Here is a 20,901-nt window from a genome sequence, read left to right as displayed (position 1 = left end):
TACCTACTTACCGCCTGCTATGAGAATAGCTTTATTTCCCGGCTCTTTCGACCCGTTCACCAACGGCCACTTAGACGTAGTACGGCGCGGCGCGGCGCTGTTTGATGAGGTAATCATTGCCATTGGTAACAACAGCAGCAAGCAGCGCTACCTACCCGTGGAGCAAATGATTGTCCTGATCGAAGGTATATTTCAGGACGAACCGCGCGTTTCGGTACGGGCCTACAAGGGCCTGACCGCTGATTTTGCGCGCGAAGTGGGGGCACGGTTTCTACTGCGCGGCCTGCGCAACACTACCGATTTTGAATACGAGAATACCATTGCTCAAGCAAACCGCCACGTAAACCCCGAGCTAGAAACGGTGTTCCTCATTACCTCCCCCGCCCTGGCCGCCATCAGTAGCACCATCATCCGCGAGATTCACCGCTTCGGGGGCAACGTTGATGATTTTGTACCTTTTCCACTACCCCCGGCCCCGCCCGCGTAACATCGGGCAGAACTGCTTACAGCCAAGTCTTGTGCTGGGGCCAGGCGGCACCACGGGTCACTTCCGGGCTACCACCCGCATACCGATCAGCTCACGGTTGTTCTGCGGGTTGGCCACGGGTAGCACAATGTAGTCGGTGGCGGTGAGGCTGAGGTTGCCGTTTTGCAGAATCTCGTCTTCATCAGTGCCCACCAGCACCAAGTCGCGCACCTTACGGGTGCGGGCATTGAAGGTAGCTACGAGAGTAACACCCTGACGCTCAAAGGTGTTAATCCAGTCTTCACCCTTGGTAGCCTTCATCTGCTCAGCCGTGGGTTCAGCACCCACTTTTTGGTCACGGGCTTCCCGAGGGGTACCCAGCACCCGGCGCACTTGGTCGATGTTGCGGCCTACCAGGGCGGGTACGTCAATGGCCACCGCCGGGGCGGCGCCTACCGTGCCTGGGGCAGGGCTAGTGGTTTCCGAAACGGTTTGGGAACCGGAGCAGGAAGTCAGGCCGGCGAGCAGCACCAGCAGCAGAGGCAGGTAGCAGAAGGCGCGCATAACAGAGAACTTGGTAGAGGTTATCCTTTGGCCGGCTCCTGATCGGCAGGGGCTTGCCCGGCGGTTTCGCTCAGGTAGTGGCGCACAACTAGGGTAATGCTGGCGTATGATTGGTCGAGAACGGCCAGCGCCTCGCGGGGCGTCATCCAGCGCACCTCTTCAATGTACTCTTCGGCCTGGGGCTTCATGAGCGAGTCGTCGAGGCAGCGCATGATGTACCAGTTCGTCTTTTTCAGGATTTTGTTGCCGTTATAGGCATAGGAGTGCCAAGTACTGGGCAGCTTCTCCCCAATTTCCACCTTGATGTTGCACTCCTCCTCTACTTCGCGCAGGGCACCCAACATTGGATCCTCCTCTTTTTTCAGCTTGCCCTTGGGCAAATCCCACTTGCCAAGGCGGTAAATCATCAGGATCTTTCCTTCCTTTACCACAAGCCCGCCAGCAGCCTTCACAATCTTGAACTGATCCTTGAGGTGCAGAATAAGCCGCTTTTTCTTGCGCGCCAGCAGCGTCAGGGAAGTCAGCTTCTTCAGCTTTTTTACTTCCATCAGACGCAGCAGCCGGTCCACGAACACGTCCGTTACGTCGCGCACCAGCACATCCCCTATCAGGTCCTTGGAGATGAACTCATCTTCCGGATTCAGAATCAGGTCGTACTTGTGCTTGTATATCTTCTCGCTGTTCTTCTTAATAATCAGCGGAATATCGTTGATGAAAACGTTCATCGCGGGGTAATCTGGAGAGGAGCAGAAAGGGGACTCAGGCGGGGTGCTGCAAAACACAGCATATTTCTCCGGAAACGAAAGGCCCGGGGGTCGGCCAAGATACGGGATGTCAGCGGTTGTGTTGTACGGAAGAGGTGGGGAAGTGATGAAACAGCCCGGAAAGGAAGCGCCGAAACGTATCATTTCCTCCTTTCCTACCTTCGCCAGCTATGAAGAAAATTGGCCTCCTTTCCGACACGCACAGTTACCTTGATGACCGAATTCTGCACCACCTGCAGGGGTGCGACGAAATCTGGCACGCCGGCGACTTTGGCACGGCCGAAGTAGCCGAAACCCTGGCCACGGTGGCCCCCTTGCGCGGCGTGTACGGCAACATTGATGGGCAGGACGTGCGCCGTATTCAACCGCTAGTGCAGAACTTCGAGTTAGAAGGCTTGCATGTACTGATGACGCATATTGGCGGCTACCCTGGTCATTACAGCCCTGCTGCTCGGCCACTGGTGCAGCAAGAGCGCCCGGGCCTCTTCATCAGCGGGCACTCCCACATTCTGAAAGTAATGCCCGACCCGAAGCTGGGGTTACTTCACCTCAACCCCGGCGCGGCTGGCCGCCACGGCTTTCATAAAGTCCGCACGTTGCTACGCTTCGAAATAGCCCAGGGCAAAGTACAGCAGCTGCAGGCTATTGAGCTAGGGCCAAAATAGAAGCGCTGACTATCAGACACCGAGACTTAGAAATCAGAAAGCGCCTCTTCCCGAAGGAAAAGGCGCTTTGGAAGAATCTGGATGAAACCCACCGACACCGGGGTAGGTGCACCAGACACGAAATCTGGCTACTTACGCAGCAGCTTCGGTCGTGGCTTCGCTCTTGGTGAAGCGGGCTTTCAGCTCGTCGAGGTCCACGTTCTTCAGAACGGGGGTGAGGAGCAGTTGCTTAATAACGCGCTGCTTGTTGTTAGCGCGGGCAATGTTCTTGCGGTGCTTCCGCTTCAGACGGGTAACGCTCATTTTTCCGGGTCGGTTTAGGTCTTCTAGTAAATTGAGGGGCAAAAGTAACGACTAAATTTGAAACCGGGAAACCTTTCCCGCTTTTCCATATCCTAACCAGATGACTGATTCCGTAATTGACCTGCGCTCCGATACCGTGACGCGCCCTACTCCGGCCATGCTGGAGGCGATGTTTCAGGCCCGCGTGGGCGATGATGTATACGAGGAAGACCCAACCGTGCGCGCCCTGGAGCAGGAAGCGGCTGCTCGTTTCGGACTGGAGGCGGGCTTGTTCTGTCCTTCCGGAACCATGACCAACCAGATTGCCATCAAGGCCCACACCGAGCCCCTTTCGGAAGTAATCTGTGAGCAGAACTCGCACATTTACCTCTGGGAGGTAGGCGGCATTGCGTTCCACTCGGGCGCCTCCGTGGCCCTGCTGCCCGGTAACCGCGGCCGCCTGACCGCGGCGCAGGTGGAGGCAGCTATTCGGCCCGTAAACGTGCACTACCCCACTACCAGCCTTATTTCGCTGGAAAACACCCACAACCGCGGCGGCGGCAGCTGCTACGAGCTAAGCGAGTTGGAAGCCATTGCGGAGGTAGCCCGCCGCCATAAGATTGCGCTGCACCTGGATGGGGCCCGCATTTTTAATGCGCTGGTAGCCACCGGCCAGCCGGCCCACGAGTACGGCCGCATCTTCGATACTATTTCGGTGTGCCTGAGCAAAGGCCTGGGGACGCCGGTTGGGTCGGTTCTGCTGGGTAGCAAGCAGTTCATCCAGAAAACCAAGCGCATCCGGAAGGTGATGGGGGGCGGCATGCGCCAAGCCGGTTATTTGGCCGCCGCGGGCCTCTACGCCCTCGAAAACAACGTGGAGCGCCTGGCCGACGACCACCGCCGGGCCCAGCAGCTGGGAGCTACCCTGGCAGCCCAGAGCTACGTAGCGGAGGTAATGCCCGTGGAAACCAACCTGGTGATTTTCCGCCTGCAAGAGGCCACGCCGGCCGAACAGTTCCTGGCTCAGCTAGAGCAACAAGGCATCCGGGCGGCTTCTTTCGGTCCCCAAATGATTCGCTTCGTTACCCACCTGGACATTGACGATGCCATGATCAGCCGCGTGGAACAGGCCCTGGCCGCCCTGTAGTCTATTTTCCCCGGCTAAGGTTTTAGAAGCCAGAACGCGGATCAGGAACCTGAGGCCCTTAACCCCAGGCTCCTGATCCGCGTTCTGGCTTAAAGTCTTTTCCACCGTACATCTTGCCGCTATTGATGGAGTTATACAACACCTTTGCCTTACTACTGGCCGCCGCTGCCATTTTTGGCTACATCAATCATCGGTTCCTACGTCTGCCTGGCACCATTGGCCTCATGATCCTGGCGCTGGTTTCCTCACTGGCAATAGTAGGCTTGGGGCGGCTGGGAGTTTCGTGGGTGCTGACGGTAAGCCAGCTTGTGCGGACTATTGATTTCCACACGGTTTTACTGCAGGTCATGCTGAGCTTCCTGCTATTTGCGGGCGCCATTCACGTTGATGTGCGGGCCCTGGGCCAGGAACGCGGCGCTGTTGCGGCGCTGGCCATAGCCGGAACCCTGCTCTCGACGGTGCTGGTAGCAACCGCCCTGTACTGGCTGCTGCCGCTGGTGGGCCTGCAGGCTCACTTCATCTACTGTTTGCTGTTCGGCGCTCTTATTTCGCCTACCGACCCCATTGCAGTACTCGGTATTCTAAAGGATGCCCGCATAGCTCCCCACTTGGAAATCAGGATTGTGGGTGAGTCGCTGTTCAACGATGGCATTGCGGTAGTAGTGTTCGTGAGCCTGTTTCAGATTGCGCAGTACGGAGCCGAGCAGGCCACGCCGGGCGTCATCGGAGCCCTATTTCTGCGCGAAGCAGTGGGCGGGGTGCTGCTAGGCGTGGGGCTAGGCTACCTCACGTTTTGGGCCCTGCGCAGCATTGATAACTACAAGGTAGAAGTGCTGCTGACGCTGGCCTTAGTAATGGGCACTACTGCTCTGGCCACATACCTGCACACGTCGGGGCCGCTGGCAGTGGTAGCCGCCGGACTGATTGTAGGTGACAAAGGACGCACCCTGGGCATGTCGGATCTGACCCGCGAATACCTGGATAAATTCTGGGAAGTGCTGGACGAGATTCTGAATGCCGTGCTTTTCGTGCTGATCGGCCTCGAAATGCTGGTGCTCGATATTAACGGCACTATTCTGTTAGTTGGGGCCGTAGCCATTGGGGTCGTGCTGCTGGCCCGGCTGATTTCCGTTGCGCTGCCCCTGGGCCTGCTCAGCCGCCGCTATAGCTTCGACCGCCCTACCCTGCATGTACTTACCTGGGGCGGCCTGCGGGGTGGAATTTCAGTAGCCTTGGCGCTGTCATTGCCAGAATCTATGCCGCGCGACCTGATTGTGGGCGTTACCTACGTCGTTGTGATTTTTAGTATCATCGTTCAAGGACTTACTATTGGCCCACTGGTCAAAAAGCTAGGGCTTAGTATTCCGGCAAGCCCCGAGCCGGCGCACTCGTAAATTGCCTACCCCTACGCCCGGTCTGCTACCCTCCCCTCTCCTATGAATCATAACCTCTTTCTTGTTGGTGATGTGCACGGCTGCTACCATACGTTTCGGGAGCTACTAGGGCACTGGCGACCCGACGAGGAACTGCTGGTACAAACCGGCGACCTGGTAGACCGCGGCCGTTTCGGGCCCGAGTGCGTGCAGCTGGCCATGGAGCTAGAGCAGCAGTATCCGGGGCGCACGGTGTTTCTGCTGGGCAACCACGAGTATGAAATGCAGAAACATTTCGGGCCCCGGGGGCCCAATCCGGCCTGGTTGGGCTGGGGAGGCCGGGCCACGGTGCAACAGTACCAGGGCCGGGCCGATATGCTACAGCACCACCTGGCCTGGCTTGCCCACCGCCCGTTTACCTGGGAAAACAACTATGTGCTGGTTAGCCACGCCGGCTTTGCCGATACCGACGCTCCTCTGGATGCCGAGAATATGGATGGGGTACTATGGCGGCGGGGTCCGTTGCAGAACATGGGCCGCCGGCAGGTGGTAGGCCACACCCCTACCCCGGAAGGCACCCCTACCTTCGACGCCGCAGCCAATGTGCTCAACATTGACACGGGCGCCTGCTTTGGCCAAAACCTAACCGGCATGCGGCTGTCGTTCACGGGCGAGCTGCTGGGCCAGATTCTGATTCCGACTTCCCTGCTCGATATTGTGCTGGCCTAACGTTCCTCTGCTTCATGCCTGCTCCTACCTCTTCCGCTACCGCCACCCCCGCCCTACTGCACCTCTCCCAGGCCGATGCGGTGCTGGCCCGCATCATCCGTCAGGGCCAGCCCATTCAGCCCTCTGCCCACGAAGACCTGTACCTGGCCCTGCTGCGCGCCATTGTCAGTCAGCAGATTTCGACGAAAGCCGCCGCGGCCATCTGGCGTAAGGTACAAGGCCTGTTTGCGCCCGATGGCTACCCCGAGCCGGCCGCCCTCCTGCAGCTCTCCGATGAGGAACTGCGGGCAGCCGGTATTTCGCGGCAGAAAGCGGGCTACCTGCGCGTCATTGCCGATTTTGCTCAGCGCGGGCAGCTCGACCACGCCCACCTAAGTCAGCTTACAGAAGAAGCGTTTACCCGCCACCTCACCCAGATCAAGGGGGTAGGCCGCTGGACGGCGCAAATGCTGCAGATGTTCGCCCTGGACCAACCCGATGTGTTTCCCGAGGGTGACTTAGGAATTCAGAACGCCATGCGCCGCCACTATGGCCTGCAGGAAACCGGCCGCGCTCTGCTCCAGCGCATGACGGAGCTGGCCGAACCCTGGCGCCCGTATCGCACGCTGGCCAGCAAATACCTCTGGCAGTCGTTGAACAACGAGCCGGGGTAGTAAGCGCCTATTCCTCCGTTTTGCCGGCTGCTTCGTTGCGCCGGGCGTCGCGCATGGCCAATCCGATGGCAACAAACGTGGACAACAGCGGCACGAAAAACCCGAACAGCAGCCAGGGCCAGAACCGCCGCCCATACATATGGGCAATGTACACAGTCATCACCGCCGACAGCGGGCAGATAAACAGGAAGGGAAACAGAATATCGACGATGGTCACGCGGCCAAAAGAGCTAACTACTGAAAAAGAAAGATTACCGCACTTTGCCGCGCTTTACCAGGTAGGCATACAGCACTTTGTCGAACGGCTCCCGGATGTCGACGGGTACGAAATCGATTTTATATTGCCCACAGCGCAGGGCTAGCTCGTGCTCATACTGGCGCATGGCGGCGCGGTACTGCTCGCGCACCTGGGCCGGCTGGAGCTTCACGGTTTGACCCGTTTCCAAATCCTCGAACAGGTAAGGACGGTCCTGAAAGTTAAACTCGGCTTCCGTAGCCCGGTCGATGACGTGAAAAAGCAGCACTTCGTGGTGCTGGTGGCGCAGGTGCTGCAGGGCCGCCAAGGTTTGGGTTTGCTCCTCGGCAGAGCGGCCCAGCATATCGGAAAACAGCACCACCAATGAGCGTTTCGGGATTTGCTGGGCAATGGTATGAATTACACCCGACACATCCGTCCGCGTCCGGCCAGGGGTAGCGGGGCGCTCCAGCAGTTGCTGCATCGTGAGCAGCAAAGTGTGGCGGTGGGTGCTGGTAGAGCGAACCGGCGTTTGCAGCTCAACCTCATCAGCAAAGGTCACCAGCCCTACGGCGTCGCGCTGCTTTTGCAAGAGGGTAGTAATAGCCGCCGCGCACAGTACCGAAAACCGCAGCTTATCGTGCGAAGGCAGGGGGTAGTACATGCTGGGGCTCACGTCGAGCAGCAGGTGGCAGCGCAGGTTGGTTTCCTCCTCGTAGCGCTTCACAAACAACTTATCCGTGCGGGCGAAAACTTTCCAATCGAGGTGGCGGGTGCTTTCGCCAGGGTTATACAGCCGATGCTCCGAAAACTCCACCGAAAATCCGTGGTAGGGCGACTGGTGGAGCCCTGTGATAAAGCCCTCAACCAGCTGGCGAGCCAGAAACTCCAGGTTTTCGAACGAGCGAATAGCGGCTAAGTCGAGGGGGTGGGCCATAACAGAAAGCAAAAGCGGCAGAAAGCAAAGCCAAGGTACGAGGAAAGGTAGCCTGGCTGCTAATTGGTTGCCAACAGCGGCCCGCTGTTGCAGGTTCGTTCGGGGGTAGCCGGGCGTCGCCGGAGCCCGAGGCTGCTCGCGGGAGAAGCCAGCAACCAGCCCGGGCTGTTCAGGCAGGGCGGGCCCGGGTAGCCGCAGCAGGGTGGAATTATCTATATATATACTTTAGAATATTAATCTTGCTTTTATACCAGCCAACTCGTGCAGGCGAATAAGGGCAGTTTACGCTTGTAGTTTCGGCAATAAGGCGGGTTTGCCGATTTTAGGACCGGAAAATGAAAAAGCCAGACTTCAAATTTTTATATATGGTTGAAAGCACGTATTTTGCGCTGAACTTCAATCATCTTGGAATAACAAAAATTTACCGGAAGGAACTGTGGAAGACCGTCACGACCAGGAAGAAATTTACTCCCAGCGCATTAAAGCCGGCAAGCGCACGTACTTTTTTGACGTGAAAGCGACCCGCGGTCAGGATTATTATCTGACTATTACGGAAAGCAAACGTCGCCTACGCGACGACGATACCTTCTCGTACGAGAAGCACAAGATTTTCCTCTACAAGGAGGATTTTCTCAAGTTTGTGGACGCCCTGCAGGATGCCGTTGATTACGTGCGCGAAGAGTTGCTGACGCCCGAAGAGGTAGCTGAGCTGGACCGCCCGCGCCCGGCCTACGATGAGCGGGAAGGCGGCTACACCCGCACCGACGACAATTACTAACCCTACCCCCGGAAGCCTAGCGAAACACTTGTTACACCTCTGATTTTTCTGCTTCCCTTTACACGGCGCGCCTGGCTTTGACCCAGGCGCGCCGTTTTGGCTTTGTAGTACGGTCCGCCATGTGCGCTATTGATCAGCCGTGCTTTCCCCGAAAAAGCCCCGTACCTTTGCGCCACGAATTGCGCCTTGGGCCCAACTCACCTTTTCACTAACTTTCTATTTCACTGTCATATGGGTCTCCGCTGCGGTATCGTCGGCCTGCCGAACGTGGGCAAATCCACGCTGTTCAACGCTCTTTCCAATGCCAAGGCCGAGTCGGCCAACTACCCCTTCTGCACCATCGAGCCGAACGTGGGCGTAATTACGGTGCCCGATGAGCGCCTCCAGATTCTGGAGCAGCTGGTAAACCCCAAGCGGGTGCTGCCTACCATCATTGAGTTCGTGGACATTGCCGGCCTGGTGAAAGGGGCCTCCAAGGGCGAAGGTTTGGGCAACAAGTTTCTGGCTAACATCCGGGAGGTTGACGCCATCATCCACGTAGTACGCTGCTTCGACGACCCCAACATCGTGCACGTAGCCGGCGGCGTGGACCCCGTCTTCGACAAGGATGTTATCGACACGGAACTGCAGATCAAGGATCTGGAGAGCATCGACAAGAAGCTGGCGAAGGCTGAGCGCTCGGCCAAAAGCGGTGATGCCGTAGCCAAGAAAGAGGTAGCGGCCCTGCAACGTTTCAAGGAGGCGCTGGAAGCCGGCCAGAATGCCCGCGCCGTGCAGGCTACCCCCGAGGAGCTGGAAGCCGTAGCCGATCTGCAGCTGCTCACCATCAAGCCGGTTATCTACGTAGCCAACGTAGACGAGGCCAGCATTCAGGGCGGTAACGCGCACACGGCAGCCCTGCAGGCCCACGTAGCCCAGGAAGGCGCCGAAGTGGTGCTGGTGTCAGCCGCCATTGAGTCGCAGATTGCCGAGATGGAAGACCCCGAGGAAAAGGAGATGTTCCTGGCCGAGTATGGCCTCACCGAGTCGGGCCTGAACCGCCTGATCCGGGCCTCCTACTCCCTGCTCAACCTGATTACCTACTTCACGGCCGGCGTGCAGGAAGTACGCGCCTGGACCATCCACAAGGGCGACAAAGCGCCCCAGGCCGCGGGCGTCATCCACTCCGACTTCGAGAAGGGCTTCATCCGGGCCGAGGTAATCAAGCTGGCCGACTACCAGGAGTACAAGACCGAGGTAAAGATCAAGGAAGCCGGCAAAATGGCCGTGGAAGGCAAAGACTACGTGGTGCAGGACGGCGACATTATGCACTTCCGCTTCAACGTCTAGTCACGCATTTCTTGCCTCTCTCATGGAAGTAAAAGATAGCAACGGCAACCTGCTTGCGGAGGGCGACTCGGTTACCATCACCAAGGACCTGAAGGTGAAAGGTATGGCCCAGGCCCTGAAGCGCGGTACCGTGGTCAAGAACATTCGCCTCACCAGCAGCCCCGCCGAGATTGAGGGCAAAGCCGCGGGTAGCCTGCTGGTGATTAAAACGGAGTTCGTGAAGAAAGCCTAGCTCTGCATCTGCAGCCGCTTAGTACCTTAAGCGCCCCGGTCGAATGGTTCGGCCGGGGCGCTTTGTTATATACGCTTGATTATGGGGTTCAACGTGGCTGTGCTCAGGGCAATTGATTCGGAATATGAAGACAGTGGCGTCTTCATAAACAGATCATACTACAACTTCGTCGCCAGCTATGATTTGTTCGGGGAAGAGTCTGTAATTATAAGTGTTGGCAACTACTTAGGACTTGATCTGCATCCTCTAGTTAAGCTAACTTATCTGGATAGCCTGGAAGAAGAATCTGAAGAAGATGAAATTGTCGTTAAACAAAATGTAGATGAACTGCTGACGCTTGTCAAGACTGTTGCCGAAAAGATGCAGAGTCAACCGAACATGCTTAATGAAGTTACCTACAAGGCGAAGCCCTTTCAGTATAGCATGTGGGAAGATTACTTCAAATCAGGACAAATAACAGAAGATCTTGAGGCCGTCATTGAAAGTCTTACTCATCATAAGAAAGCCGGAGCAACTGATGTAGTGTTTGGAGTTCTTTAATTGTCTTTTACATCAATTGACATTCTACTTCCCTACCACCTTAAACAGTTGACCGGCCGTTAGCTTATCCGTGGTTTTCATACCGTTCACGATGGCCAGCTCCTCGTGGCGCTTGGCGGGCACGCCATTGGCAGCAAGGGCCTGGGCCAGCGTCTGACCGGCTTTGGCGGTTTTGATGCGGATACGCTCGGGCTGCTTGTTGAGCTTGCTGGCATCGGTGAGGCGACGGTAGCCCTGGGCCGTGCGCTGGAACTGCGGGGCGTAGGTGCTGAAAGCCGAGGGCGAGGTCAGGCCCACGAAGGCGTACAGGCTCTGGCCATCCTGGATGATGTAGGTCAGGGTGCGGGCCGTGATGCCCTGCTGGCCAGTTTGCTGGTCCTGCCCTACCTGGTCGCCCTGGATGGCTACGGCCGGGAAACCGTTGATGGTAGTACGGCTGGCCTGGGCGTTTTGCAGCTTTAGCTGCTCGGCGAGGCTTTGGGCCGTGGCATCGAGTGCCCCGCTGCCGGCCGGCAGCAGCACAATAACGGCTTTGCCGCTGGGCTCGGCCATCTGGAACTGGCTAGGCGAGTTCTGCGACTTCCAGCCCGAGGGCACTGGAAACTGGAATTTCAGGTCAGGGTGATAGAACATGCTACTTTCCACGTAGCCCTCGCGCGGGTTGTCGCCGTAGGGCAGGCCCTCAATCAGGCGCAGGTACTGGTCGCGGTTGACGGCCAGCTGGCGGCCGGCCTGCTGCTCGGCCTGCTGGGCCAGCTTTTTCACGTTGGTGTAGCGGTCGGCGGAGTTAGGGTGCGAGGACAGGAAGGTGGGCACGGTGGCCGCGCCGCTGCTCTGCTCGGTGCGCGCAAGGGTCAGGAAGAAATCGGCCATGGAAGCCGGGTCGTAGCCGATTTTACTGGAGTATTTCACCCCCAGCTTGTCGGATTCATTCTCATCGTCGCGGCCGTATTTGAGCAGGCCCAAGCCCACTACCTGCGAGGCGGGCTGCGCAATAGAGGCTACCCGCTTCGAGAGAATGGAACCCAGGATAAGCGCCCCGTTGGCAATGGTGGAGCGGGTCTGCTGCTTCTGGCCGTGGCGGGCCGTGATGTGGCCGATTTCGTGGCCGAGTACCCCGCTGAATTGGGCCTCGTTGTTGAAATGCGCCAGAATGCCGCGCGTAAAGTACACGTGGCCGTCGGGGGTAGCAAAGGCATTGATGATGGGCGAATCGACGATGGTAAAGCCCTTTACGTCGGCTGGCCGGTCAGAAATGCGCCCCATTTGCATGCCTTTCTCGTCGATGTAGCTCTGGAGCTTGGCGTTATCGAGCAGGCCAAACTGGGCAATTACCTGAGGGTCGGGCTGAGCGCCTTGCACGGGCAGAACGGGGCGAGGAGCCGGGGTGGGCACAGCTGGCTGCGAGCCGCTTAGGGGAAGTAGTAAGGCCAGCGTGGCACTGGCGTGCAGAACAGAGGTGAGTGTGGGAGACATAGGGAGAGGGAGCTAGGTACAGCTGCCGAGGCAGAATAGGCCTGCAACGAGGCGCAAGGGCCCGAAGGTTACAGGGGTCCAGTGCCACAGACCAATTCTGTGCCGAATTTACGGCCTACCTCCCGGCGGGGGCTTGCGCTACCCCTCGGCTTCTTCTCGCAACTGCTCTTCCAGCTCCACGGCCGTCGGGCGGCCGTGGCGGCGGTCCAGCCAGTCCATGACGGGGGTAGCCAGCACGCCATGCAGGATGATAGAGGTGAGTACCGTGAAGCCCGTAATAGCCCACAACTGGCGGCCATCGGCCAGTGGGGTGGCGTGCATGGCATAGGCCAGGTAGAAGAACGAGCCGATGCCGCGGATACCGAAAAAGGAAATGACCAGCCGCTCAGGCCAGGTTACGCGGCTGCGCCCCAGGGTAAGAATACCGCCCAGCGGCCGCAGCACCAGCAGCAGAAACAGGCCCAGCGCCGCCCCGCCCCAGGTGAGGGGGGCCAGCAGCCCACGCGCCAGGGCTCCGCCAAACAAAATCAGAATCACGACAATGAACAGGCGCTCCAGCTGGTCGGTGAATTCGTGCATTTCGGTGTGGTACTCGTGGCTACGCTCGTGGGCGCGCAGGGTAACGGCAGCCACAAACACGGCCAGAAAGCCGTAGCCGTGCAGTAGCTCCGTTACTCCGTAGGCCGTGAGCGTAACGGCCAGGGCCACGAAGCCATACGCCTCGGGGTTGATGCGGACGCGGTGGGGCAGATCAAAAATCAGGAAGGACAGCACCCGGCCCGCCAGCCAGCCGGCCAGCACGCCCATGCCCGTGCGGTAGAGCACGTCCATCCAGGCCCAGTGCAGCAGCCGCTCAGACACGGGCAAGGCAGCCGCGGGGAGCAGGGCCAGGGCCAGATATACGAAGGGAAACGCCAGTCCGTCGTTGAGGCCGGCCTCGCCGGTGAGGGCAAAGCGCACGGTATCTTCCCTACCCTCGCCGGGCTTGCCCACCTGCACGTCGCCGGCCAGCACGGGGTCGGTGGGGGCGAGCGTGGCGGCTAGCAGCAAGGCCGAGGCCGGGAGCAGGCCGCCCAGACGCCACGCTACCACCGCAAAAATGCCAATGGTAATACTCATCAGCACCAGCACCAGCTGCAGTGGGGCTCGCCAGCGAATAAGGGAAAAGCGCCGGTCAATCTTGAGGCCCGTGCCCGTCAGGGCCACCGTGACGCAGATTTCCGTCAGGTGCATGGTGAAGGCGGAGTGTTCCACCGGATCGGGCGTGGGCAGGCCCAGGGGCAGGCTAAACACCAGCGCGCCCAGCCCCACGAACAGAATGGGGTAGGACAACGGGTACTTTCTCAGCAGAGACGGCAGCCAAGCAACGCCCAAAATGGCGACGCCCAGCACGACCAGGATAAGGTTGTAAAGCGACATGGCTACAGCGGAGGGCAGATCAGAAGCCTACGAGAAGTAGCACCGTTTCGCTGTTAAAGGGAGTCAAGACGCTCAGGCAAAACACGGAAATCACCTACGTCCTCACACATAGCAAATATTATTATTTATATAATAAATATAATTCATTATATAGCATTATCAATTCACCTCTCACCTCTCTTCTATGAAAACAGTACGTATACCCATGGCCTGCGCCCTGATGGTGCTGCTGGGGACGGGCGCGGCCCGGGCTCAGAACAACCGCGCCACCGTGCAGCAGGTCGGCAATGAGCACACGGCCACCGACACGCAGATCGGCAGCCGCAACGTTATTGACGTTAGTCAGGCCGGCACCTCCAACGAAGCTACCGCCACCCAGGCGGGCAACCGCAACAGTACCAGCCAAACCCAAAACGACCGGAATGCGCAAGCTACCGCCTACCAGGTTGGCAACCGCAACATCATCAGCCAGTCGCAGGAAGGCCGGGGTACCTTCACCACCAGCGACGCTACCGCCATCCAGATCGGCAACGACAACCTGATTTCGCAAGCCCAGGTAGGAAATGCCGTGGCTACGGCCACCCAGGCCGGCAGTCGCAACTCCGCCCAGCAGAGCCAAACCGGTCGTTTTCTACAGGCTACTGTTACCCAAGTTGGCAATAACAACACGGCCCAGCAGGAGCAGATTTCCAATTCTCATCAGGCTCTCCTGACTTCCGTCGGTAACCGGAACGAGTCCTTGCAGCGCCAGACCGACATCGGCAATACGGCGGTGGGCCAGCAAACCGGCAACGACAACCAGCTGACTCAGATTCAGACGGGGTCAAGCAGTGTAGCCTCTGCCGCGCAGGTTGGTAACCGCAACCTAGCCGATCAGCGCCAGAACAGCTCTTCCAACCAAGCCGTCATCGAGCAGTCGGGTAACGACAACCGCGCTTACCAGGTACAGGCCGCGGGCCTTTCGGCCGGCAACCAGGCCCTCATCGACCAGGATAGCCAGAACAGTTTCGCCAGTCAAAGCCAGAGCGGTTTCCTGAACCAGGCCCGCACCTACCAGGGCCTGTCCGACCAAAGCAGCACGGTGGTTCAGGAAGGTAACTCCAACGTAACAACAGTGCACCAAAATCATCCATAGCACTCCCCTCCGCGACCTACCAACAACGGCGCTCTAGCAGTAGAGCGCCGTTGTTGGTACAAGAAACCACGGATAGAGTTAGGGCTGGCGGCCGTTCACGTCGATGGTCTGGTAGCCAACGAGCAGGTCGGTGCGGGTGCCGGGCGGACGGTAGTACACCAGCAGGTCGTAGCGGTTTTCGGTTTCCTGGTGGCTGCCTTCCCAGTACACGCTGTTGGGGCCCTGCGGGGTCTGCACGGCGTAGAGGTAGTTGTAGTAGCCTTGCTTGAGCAGGGCATGGCCGGTATACTGCTGGGCGGCAGCATCGTAGGTGAGCTTGAACTCGTCCTGGAACTGCCAATCGGTGAGGGCCCCGAGGACGTAGACCGGGCCGGGGGCAGGCTGCGCGGCCCGGAGCTGGAAGGTCACGTCGAGGTAGTCGGCGTTGGTGGCGCCGTTGCCGTACTCGCGGCTTTCAATCACACGCTGCCCGTTGATGTCGTCGTACTGGGAGTAGCTCTGGCCGTTGCGGGTAGCTTCGGGCTGAAGCAGGGCGGCGCGGGGGGTAGCTTCGGCCTCAATGCGGGCCACGCCCACGCCCAGGGAGCGGAAGGTGCGCAAATCGAAGAAGCGGAATTCGCTTAGGGCCGGAAAGGCGTTTTCAAAGTTGAAGTACTGGTAGTCGAGCTGGCGCTCGGCGTCGCGCACGAAGGTAGGGCGCAGGTTGTAGTGGGCGTTATCCCAGCGGTAGTTCTGGCGCAGCACCACTTTCACTTCCTGGGCCGGGTTTACCAGCTGCATGGTGTAGCGGATGCCGAAGTCAAGCTGCTGCAGCGTGTAGCGCTCCTGCCCGGCCACCGGAATGCCCTGGCGCAGGTACACCTGCACGCCGCCTTCCTCGAACACCAGCACCCGCCGGCTCAGCAGCGGCGTGCCGCCCGGCCCCTGCACTACCCAGAGGTAGTTGCCCGAGAGCTTCACCCGCGGCATTTGCAGGCGGTAGTGGTAGTAGGGCACCTTGGTACTCACAGAGGCCTGGTAGTCGGTAATGGTCTGCTCATTGATTTCTGAGAGGAACTGCATATCCGTCAGCACGGAAGGCTGCCAGTTCAGGTCGCAGTGAACCAGTTTGGCCGTAAGGCGCTGGCCTTGCCCGCCCAACACATCAAACTCCAGCACCGGCGACTGGCCCTGAGCCAGGGGCACAATGGGCGGGTTGAACACCTCATTGGCCTGCCCGGTGGGCACGTAGCACTGCACGGTGCGCACGTTGGGATTGTAAATGGCGTCTTCGTAGCGCAGGGTTTTATTGGCGTAATACTCGGGTGCCTGCTGGCCAGGAGTGGCGGGCCGGCGGGCGGCGTTGGGGTCGGTGATGGGCGTGCCCAGCGGCACGCAGGCGGTGGCCGTCAGCAACAGTACAGCGGGAAGAAGAAGGTAGCGCATAAAAGCGAATGTAGGCGATACAAGGCACTTGTGGCTTAGTGAGGCCCGTTGGCGGTATACCAGCAGGCCACCCGAAGCCGGGAAGATGAGGTAGGCCTCCTTGCTGCGGCCCGCTAAGGCGGGAGCAGCAGCGGTAGCCACCAGGGCGGACGTAACACTACGTTCATCATGGCTTTACGAACTCTTAACTTGGACGTAAACCACACGCAATAGTGAATTTCGTACTTGCGGCGCAATTCAACCCCTACCTATGAAACCTACTTCTACCACCCTTCTAACGGCCGTTTTGCTGAGCGGCAGCGCCGCTGCTTTGGCCCAGACGCCCTGCCCTACCTTGCCCCAGGACCACATTAGCCGGTTCACGTCGGTGCAGCCTTCCAACCAGCCGCAAGACCTGCGCATTCCGGCTACCCACACGTTCCAGATGCTGGTGCAGGGCGGCGAGGCCTACTCCACCGCCGCCGATGGCAATCTGAAAGAAGCCTTTGACTTTACGGGCTACGTGCCCATCAGCGGCAGCAGCGCCAACGGCTACCTCTCCATCAACCACGAAGGCTCCTCTGACGCCACCTCGGGCGTGAGCATGCTCAACCTCAGCTTCGACGCCACGACCAAGCTCTGGAAAGTAAACGCCAAGAACCCGGTTAACTTCCAGCCCGTGGTAGGCACCTTCAACAACTGCTCGGGCGGCGTAACTCCGTGGAGCACCATTATTACCTGCGAGGAGAACACGCCCACCGCCCCCACCGACAGCAACAACGACGGCTACCTCGACTATGGCTGGAACGTGGAGCTGGACCCGGCTACCCACACGGTGAAAGACCAGAACGGCGACGGCACGCCCGATAAGCTCTGGCGTATGGGCCGCTTCAAGCACGAAAACGTGGTAGTAGCCCCCGACCGCCGCACGGTGTACGAAGGTGCCGACGAAGGCTCGACCCTGAGCTTTGTGTACAAGTACGTAGCCAACACGGCCGGCCAGCTGGCCAACGGCACCCTGTATGCCCTGAAGCTGGACGGCGCCATCGGTACGGCCACCACCGGCACCTGGATTCAGATTCCGAACACTACCCCCGCTGAGTGCAGCAACACGGCCGCCGCGGCGCTGGCCCTGGGCGCCACCAGCTTCAACGGCGTCGAGGACCTTGACATCAGCCCCGTAACCGGTCAGATTTACTTTACAGCCAAGGGTCCCGGCACCACCTACCGCTTCACCGATGCGGCCACCACGGTTAGCGCCTTTGAGGTGTTCGTGGGCAACTCGCCGGGCGTTACCAACCGCACCTACCCCATCAACTACGGCACTACTACGGTGCAGGAGGCCTGGGGTACCGGCAACGACAACCTGACCTTCGACTCGCACGGCAACCTGTACGTGCTGCAAGACGGCGGCCGTAATCACGTATGGGTGGTGCGCCCCTGCCACACCCAGGCTAACCCGGCCGTGGAGGTATTCGCCGTGACGCCCGCCGGCTGCGAGCCCACGGGCATGACGTTCTCGCCCGACGAGAAATTCATGTTCATCTCCATGCAAAGCCCCGACAGCAAGAACACCCTTGCTACCACCGACGCGGCTGGCAACCCGGTGGTGTTTAACAAATCAACGGCCCTCGTAATTGGCCGCAAGGGTACGCTGGGTACGGCTACGGCTCTGGCCACAACCAAAGGCAAGCCTGAACTCAGCAAAGTGGAGCTGTACCCGAACCCGGTGGAAGGTGCGGAACTGACCCTCACCCTGGCTCACACCCTGCGCGAATCGGCCACTGTGGAAGTGTTCAACAGCGTAGGTGCCCGCGTACTGGGCGTGCCCGCTACCCTAACGCCCGGCGCGAACACCCTGAAAGTGCCCGTAGGCAAGCTGCACGCTGGTTACTACCGCCTGGTTATTAAGACAGCCACCACTACCACCACGCGCGCCTTCGTTAAGTAGTGAGAGTACGCTTCTTTTTCCTGATAGGATTGTGTGTTGCTCTGCAGGCGGTTGCCCTGCAGAGCAACATTTGTTGGGCCCAGTGCGCCTCAACGGTAGCCTTTGCCCTGCCGGAAGCCCTGAGTCGCCCTACCTGCGTGCGCGAGCTGAACCTGCGCGACCAAGACCTGGAGCAACTGCCGGCCAGCGTGGCCCAACTGCCGCGGCTGCGCTACCTCTACGCCCATGAAAACCACCTGCGCCACTTGCCCGAAGAAATTACCCGGCTCGACAGTCTGCGGGTGCTTTTCGTGAACAAGAACAGTTTGCTGGATTTGCCCCCTACCCTGGGCAACCTGCGCCACCTCCAACAGCTCCAAATCGACCAGAACTCCCTCTCGGAGCTGCCGCCCAGCATTGGCCGCCTCGACAGCCTGCGCTTCCTGCTCACGGCCTGGAACAACTTCACCTCCCTGCCTGAGCAACTCGGCCAGCTCACGCGGCTGGAACACTTCGACAGCTCGCACAATCAGCTGCTATTTTTGCCCGAAGGCATCGGGGGGATGCGCGCCCTGCGCTACGCGTACCTCAACGACAATAAGCTGCAGCGCCTGCCCGCCCGCCTGGGCCAACTCACGCGGCTGCAGGAGCTGAACGTTTCCAACAACCAGCTGGAACACTTGCCGGAAAGCCTCGGCAAGTGTCAGCAGCTCAAGGTGCTGATTTTATCCGGTAATCAGCTAAAAGCGCTGCCCAACAGCCTGGGCAAGCTGCAGAACCTGGAAATGCTTATTGCCAACGACAATCAGCTAACGGCCCTACCCAAGAGCCTGGGCAAGATGAAAAAGCTGAAAACCGTCATCGTGCGCAACAACGCCTTTTCTCCGGAGGCCCGCCGCGAGGCCGAAGCCCGCCTGCCTGGAGCCAAATTCTATTTCCAATGAACGCCCGTTCACTCCACCTTTCGGCCCGCTGGGCGCGCACCCTGCTCCTGGGGCTGGCAGGCCTGCTTTTCTCGTTTGCTGTGCTGCACCAGCCACCGGGCGCCAAGGTGAAAGAGTACTATACCCTTCACTTGCAGCAGTTGCACACTACCCTGCAACGCTTTCAGGAAACTGCCTACACGGCCGACATTACCAACCTGCGCCAGCAGTTTGCCGCCTGCCGCGCGGAGTACAAGTGCCTGGAGTTTGCGGTGGAATACTACTACCCCCACGCGGCCCAGCGCATCAACGGGGCAGCCCTGCCCGAAACGGAGCCAGGCGAACCGGGCGAAGTAATTCCGCCTTCCGGCTTTCAGGTGCTGGAAGAGTACCTGTTTGCTACCCCCGACACGCACGCCAACCGGGATTTGGTGTACCAGGAAATCGACAATCTGCTTTATCAGATGCGTTACCTGGAGCAGCAAACGCCCCTGCTGCTTTTCCCCCAGGAAGAGGTATACGATGCCCTACGCCTGAACCTGTACCGGCTGGCGGCCAAAGGCATTTCGGGCTTCGACTCGCCGGCGGCCCACGCCTCGCTCCCCGAAGCAGCCGTAACGCTCCGGGCTACCAAGGAAGTACTTACCCTGTGTAGCGCCCCGGCTTCCCTTCCGCAACTGCTGGAACGGTGCGCCACCGCTGTGGCCCGTCCTGGTTTGGACTTCAATAGCTTCGACCGGGCTCACTTTCTCGTGCGTTACTTCAACCCCGCGCTAGCCGCCCTGCGCCAGGCACAGGTAGAGCAGCATATTCCTTTCGTGACCACGCGCCGCGCCGTACGGCCCGATGCCGCCAGCTTCTTCGTGGCAGATGCTTTCGACGCCGGCTTCTTTGCCCCCGCCGATGCTGCTCCCACTACGCCGGCTGTACTGGCCTTGGGCGAAGCCCTGTTTTATGAGTCGGCCCTGTCCGGCAGCGGTGGCCGCTCCTGCGCCAGCTGCCACATTCCGGCCCGGGGCTACACCGATGGTCTGCGCGTGAATAGCTCCTTGCTGGCTTCTGCCGCGCTGGAGCGCAATACGCCTACCCTGCTCAACGCCGCCCTCCAGCCCGACCAGTTCTACGACAGCCGGGTCCATTTTCTGGAAGATCAGGTGCACGCCGTCGTGACAAACAAAGCCGAAATGGGTGGACAGCTTAGCCAGGCCCCGGCTCTATTGCGCCGCAAGGGCTCTTACTCCAAGCTGTTCGCCCAGGCCTTCACCGCCGAGAAGCAGCCCGTTACGGAGCGTAACATTCGCCGCTCCATTGCCACCTACGTCCGCTCCCTGGTGCGCCTCAACAGCCGTTTCGACCAGTTTCTGCGCGGCGACACGGCCATTCTGAGCAACCGGGAAATTCTGGGATTCAACCTGTTTATGGGGAAGGCTCAGTGCGGTACCTGCCACTACATGCCCTTGTTCAACGGCACCGTGCCGCCCCTCTACGACAAAACCGAAAGTGAAGTGCTGGGCGTACCGGCTACCGCTGATGCTGCGGCGCTGAAGCTGGATGCCGACCCGGGCAAGTTTCTGCTCTATGGCATCGCCCACCAGCAGCACGCCTTCAAAACGCCTACGGTGCGCAACGCTGCTCTCACCGCCCCCTACATGCACAACGGGGTGTACCAAACGCTGGAAGAGGTGCTGGATTTCTATAACAAGGGGGGCGGTGCCGGCATGGGCCTTCCCGTACCTACCCAGACTCTGGCCGAAGACAAGCTGGATTTGACCACCGCTGAGCAGCAGGCTATTATTGCCTTTATTAAGTCCCTCAGCGATACGCCAACGGCTATTTACTAACGACCTTTCCTATCACACCGAAGCCGTGGGGAAACAGCGCCAATTAAGTTGGTACTGTTTCCCCACGGCTTCGGTGTGA

General features: G+C 59.4%; 22 protein-coding genes. 14 read left to right on the top strand and 8 right to left on the bottom strand.

Going from position 1 to position 20,901, the window contains the following annotated elements; genetic code table 11:
* Positions 1 to 19: 19 nt before the first annotated feature.
* Positions 20 to 487 (top strand): pantetheine-phosphate adenylyltransferase, encoded by a 468-nt coding sequence (coaD, locus tag K3G63_RS00810; RefSeq protein ID WP_220612204.1) that lies wholly within the window; start codon positions 20 to 22, stop codon positions 485 to 487.
* A gap of 57 nt (positions 488 to 544) precedes the next feature.
* Here the strand turns inward: coaD and K3G63_RS00805 are convergent, their stop codons facing one another.
* Positions 545 to 1,030 carry a hypothetical protein gene (locus K3G63_RS00805; RefSeq protein ID WP_220612203.1) on the bottom strand — a complete coding sequence of 162 codons (486 nt, stop codon included), beginning with the start codon at positions 1,028 to 1,030 and terminating at the stop codon, positions 545 to 547.
* Between the two features lie 20 nt (positions 1,031 to 1,050).
* Positions 1,051 to 1,755, bottom strand: coding sequence for an NUDIX hydrolase (locus tag K3G63_RS00800; protein WP_220612202.1), 705 nt, complete (start codon positions 1,753 to 1,755; stop codon positions 1,051 to 1,053).
* A 209-nt stretch (positions 1,756 to 1,964) separates the two neighbouring features.
* On the opposite strand from K3G63_RS00800, the gene K3G63_RS00795 reads away from it, so the two are divergent.
* Positions 1,965 to 2,459 carry a metallophosphoesterase gene (locus tag K3G63_RS00795; RefSeq protein WP_220612201.1) on the top strand — a complete coding sequence of 165 codons (495 nt, stop codon included), beginning with the start codon at positions 1,965 to 1,967 and terminating at the stop codon, positions 2,457 to 2,459.
* Positions 2,460 to 2,591: 132 nt separating this feature from the next.
* Here K3G63_RS00795 and K3G63_RS00790 read toward each other — a convergent pair whose 3' ends face one another.
* On the bottom strand, positions 2,592 to 2,762 hold the full coding sequence (locus K3G63_RS00790; RefSeq protein WP_220612200.1) for a hypothetical protein: 171 nt from the start codon (positions 2,760 to 2,762) through the stop codon (positions 2,592 to 2,594).
* Positions 2,763 to 2,862: 100 nt separating this feature from the next.
* Here K3G63_RS00790 and K3G63_RS00785 point away from each other — a divergent pair, with 100 nt between their 5' ends.
* The 4 genes from K3G63_RS00785 (at position 2,863) to K3G63_RS00770 (ending at position 6,643) form a co-directional block, all read left to right on the top strand.
* Positions 2,863 to 3,888, top strand: coding sequence for a low specificity L-threonine aldolase (locus K3G63_RS00785; RefSeq protein ID WP_220612199.1), 1,026 nt, complete (start codon positions 2,863 to 2,865; stop codon positions 3,886 to 3,888).
* 125 nt (positions 3,889 to 4,013) lie between these two features.
* On the top strand, positions 4,014 to 5,282 hold the full coding sequence (locus K3G63_RS00780; protein ID WP_220612198.1) for a sodium:proton antiporter: 1,269 nt from the start codon (positions 4,014 to 4,016) through the stop codon (positions 5,280 to 5,282).
* A gap of 42 nt (positions 5,283 to 5,324) precedes the next feature.
* The gene (locus K3G63_RS00775) at positions 5,325 to 5,990 is read left to right on the top strand and encodes a metallophosphoesterase family protein (RefSeq protein WP_220612197.1); all 666 of its coding nucleotides are present in this window, start codon (positions 5,325 to 5,327) and stop codon (positions 5,988 to 5,990) included.
* Positions 5,991 to 6,004: 14 nt separating this feature from the next.
* Positions 6,005 to 6,643: a DNA-3-methyladenine glycosylase gene (locus K3G63_RS00770; protein WP_220612196.1), complete on the top strand. Its 639-nt coding sequence runs from the start codon at positions 6,005 to 6,007 to the stop codon at positions 6,641 to 6,643.
* Between the two features lie 7 nt (positions 6,644 to 6,650).
* Here the strand turns inward: K3G63_RS00770 and K3G63_RS00765 are convergent, their stop codons facing one another.
* Complete coding sequence (locus K3G63_RS00765; RefSeq protein WP_220612195.1) at positions 6,651 to 6,860, bottom strand: hypothetical protein; 210 nt, start codon at positions 6,858 to 6,860, stop codon at positions 6,651 to 6,653.
* 34 nt (positions 6,861 to 6,894) lie between these two features.
* A complete protein-coding gene (locus K3G63_RS00760) occupies positions 6,895 to 7,815 on the bottom strand; it encodes a DUF58 domain-containing protein (RefSeq protein WP_220612194.1) in 921 nt (306 codons plus the stop codon).
* A 436-nt stretch (positions 7,816 to 8,251) separates the two neighbouring features.
* Here K3G63_RS00760 and K3G63_RS00755 point away from each other — a divergent pair, with 436 nt between their 5' ends.
* The 4 genes from K3G63_RS00755 (at position 8,252) to K3G63_RS00740 (ending at position 10,694) form a co-directional block, all read left to right on the top strand.
* Positions 8,252 to 8,593, top strand: a complete 342-nt coding sequence (locus tag K3G63_RS00755; RefSeq protein ID WP_125430909.1) for a DUF3276 family protein — start codon at positions 8,252 to 8,254, stop codon at positions 8,591 to 8,593.
* Positions 8,594 to 8,824: 231 nt separating this feature from the next.
* Positions 8,825 to 9,922, top strand: a complete 1,098-nt coding sequence (ychF, locus tag K3G63_RS00750; RefSeq protein ID WP_220612193.1) for a redox-regulated ATPase YchF — start codon at positions 8,825 to 8,827, stop codon at positions 9,920 to 9,922.
* Between the two features lie 22 nt (positions 9,923 to 9,944).
* Positions 9,945 to 10,154, top strand: coding sequence for an alkylphosphonate utilization protein (locus K3G63_RS00745; RefSeq protein ID WP_220612192.1), 210 nt, complete (start codon positions 9,945 to 9,947; stop codon positions 10,152 to 10,154).
* Positions 10,155 to 10,235: 81 nt separating this feature from the next.
* Positions 10,236 to 10,694, top strand: a complete 459-nt coding sequence (locus K3G63_RS00740) for a hypothetical protein (RefSeq protein WP_220612191.1) — start codon at positions 10,236 to 10,238, stop codon at positions 10,692 to 10,694.
* A 24-nt stretch (positions 10,695 to 10,718) separates the two neighbouring features.
* Here the strand turns inward: K3G63_RS00740 and K3G63_RS00735 are convergent, their stop codons facing one another.
* Together K3G63_RS00735 and K3G63_RS00730 are read right to left on the bottom strand one after the other, a co-directional pair.
* Positions 10,719 to 12,170: a M48 family metalloprotease gene (locus K3G63_RS00735; protein WP_220612190.1), complete on the bottom strand. Its 1,452-nt coding sequence runs from the start codon at positions 12,168 to 12,170 to the stop codon at positions 10,719 to 10,721.
* Positions 12,171 to 12,308: 138 nt separating this feature from the next.
* A complete protein-coding gene (locus tag K3G63_RS00730; protein ID WP_220612189.1) occupies positions 12,309 to 13,589 on the bottom strand; it encodes a sodium:proton antiporter in 1,281 nt (426 codons plus the stop codon).
* 184 nt (positions 13,590 to 13,773) lie between these two features.
* On the opposite strand from K3G63_RS00730, the gene K3G63_RS00725 reads away from it, so the two are divergent.
* Positions 13,774 to 14,724 carry a hypothetical protein gene (locus tag K3G63_RS00725; RefSeq protein ID WP_220612188.1) on the top strand — a complete coding sequence of 317 codons (951 nt, stop codon included), beginning with the start codon at positions 13,774 to 13,776 and terminating at the stop codon, positions 14,722 to 14,724.
* Positions 14,725 to 14,802: 78 nt separating this feature from the next.
* Here K3G63_RS00725 and K3G63_RS00720 read toward each other — a convergent pair whose 3' ends face one another.
* The gene (locus K3G63_RS00720) at positions 14,803 to 16,149 is read right to left on the bottom strand and encodes a DUF5103 domain-containing protein (protein ID WP_220612187.1); all 1,347 of its coding nucleotides are present in this window, start codon (positions 16,147 to 16,149) and stop codon (positions 14,803 to 14,805) included.
* A 250-nt stretch (positions 16,150 to 16,399) separates the two neighbouring features.
* On the opposite strand from K3G63_RS00720, the gene K3G63_RS00715 reads away from it, so the two are divergent.
* From K3G63_RS00715 to K3G63_RS00705, 3 genes are read left to right on the top strand one after another with little or no spacing between them, the layout of a single operon-like run.
* Positions 16,400 to 18,079: an alkaline phosphatase PhoX gene (locus K3G63_RS00715; protein ID WP_220612186.1), complete on the top strand. Its 1,680-nt coding sequence runs from the start codon at positions 16,400 to 16,402 to the stop codon at positions 18,077 to 18,079.
* Positions 18,080 to 18,108: 29 nt separating this feature from the next.
* Complete coding sequence (locus K3G63_RS00710) at positions 18,109 to 19,002, top strand: leucine-rich repeat domain-containing protein (protein WP_220612185.1); 894 nt, start codon at positions 18,109 to 18,111, stop codon at positions 19,000 to 19,002.
* The gene (locus tag K3G63_RS00705; protein WP_220612184.1) at positions 18,999 to 20,822 is read left to right on the top strand and encodes a cytochrome-c peroxidase; all 1,824 of its coding nucleotides are present in this window, start codon (positions 18,999 to 19,001) and stop codon (positions 20,820 to 20,822) included. The genes K3G63_RS00710 and K3G63_RS00705 overlap by 4 nt, the downstream gene beginning before the upstream one ends.
* The last annotated feature ends 79 nt before the right edge of the window (positions 20,823 to 20,901 follow it).

The sequence above is a fragment of the Hymenobacter sp. HSC-4F20 genome, assembly GCF_019599275.1.
Lineage (GTDB): Bacteria > Bacteroidota > Bacteroidia > Cytophagales > Hymenobacteraceae > Hymenobacter.
This window is presented reverse-complemented; position numbering and strand designations above follow the sequence as displayed.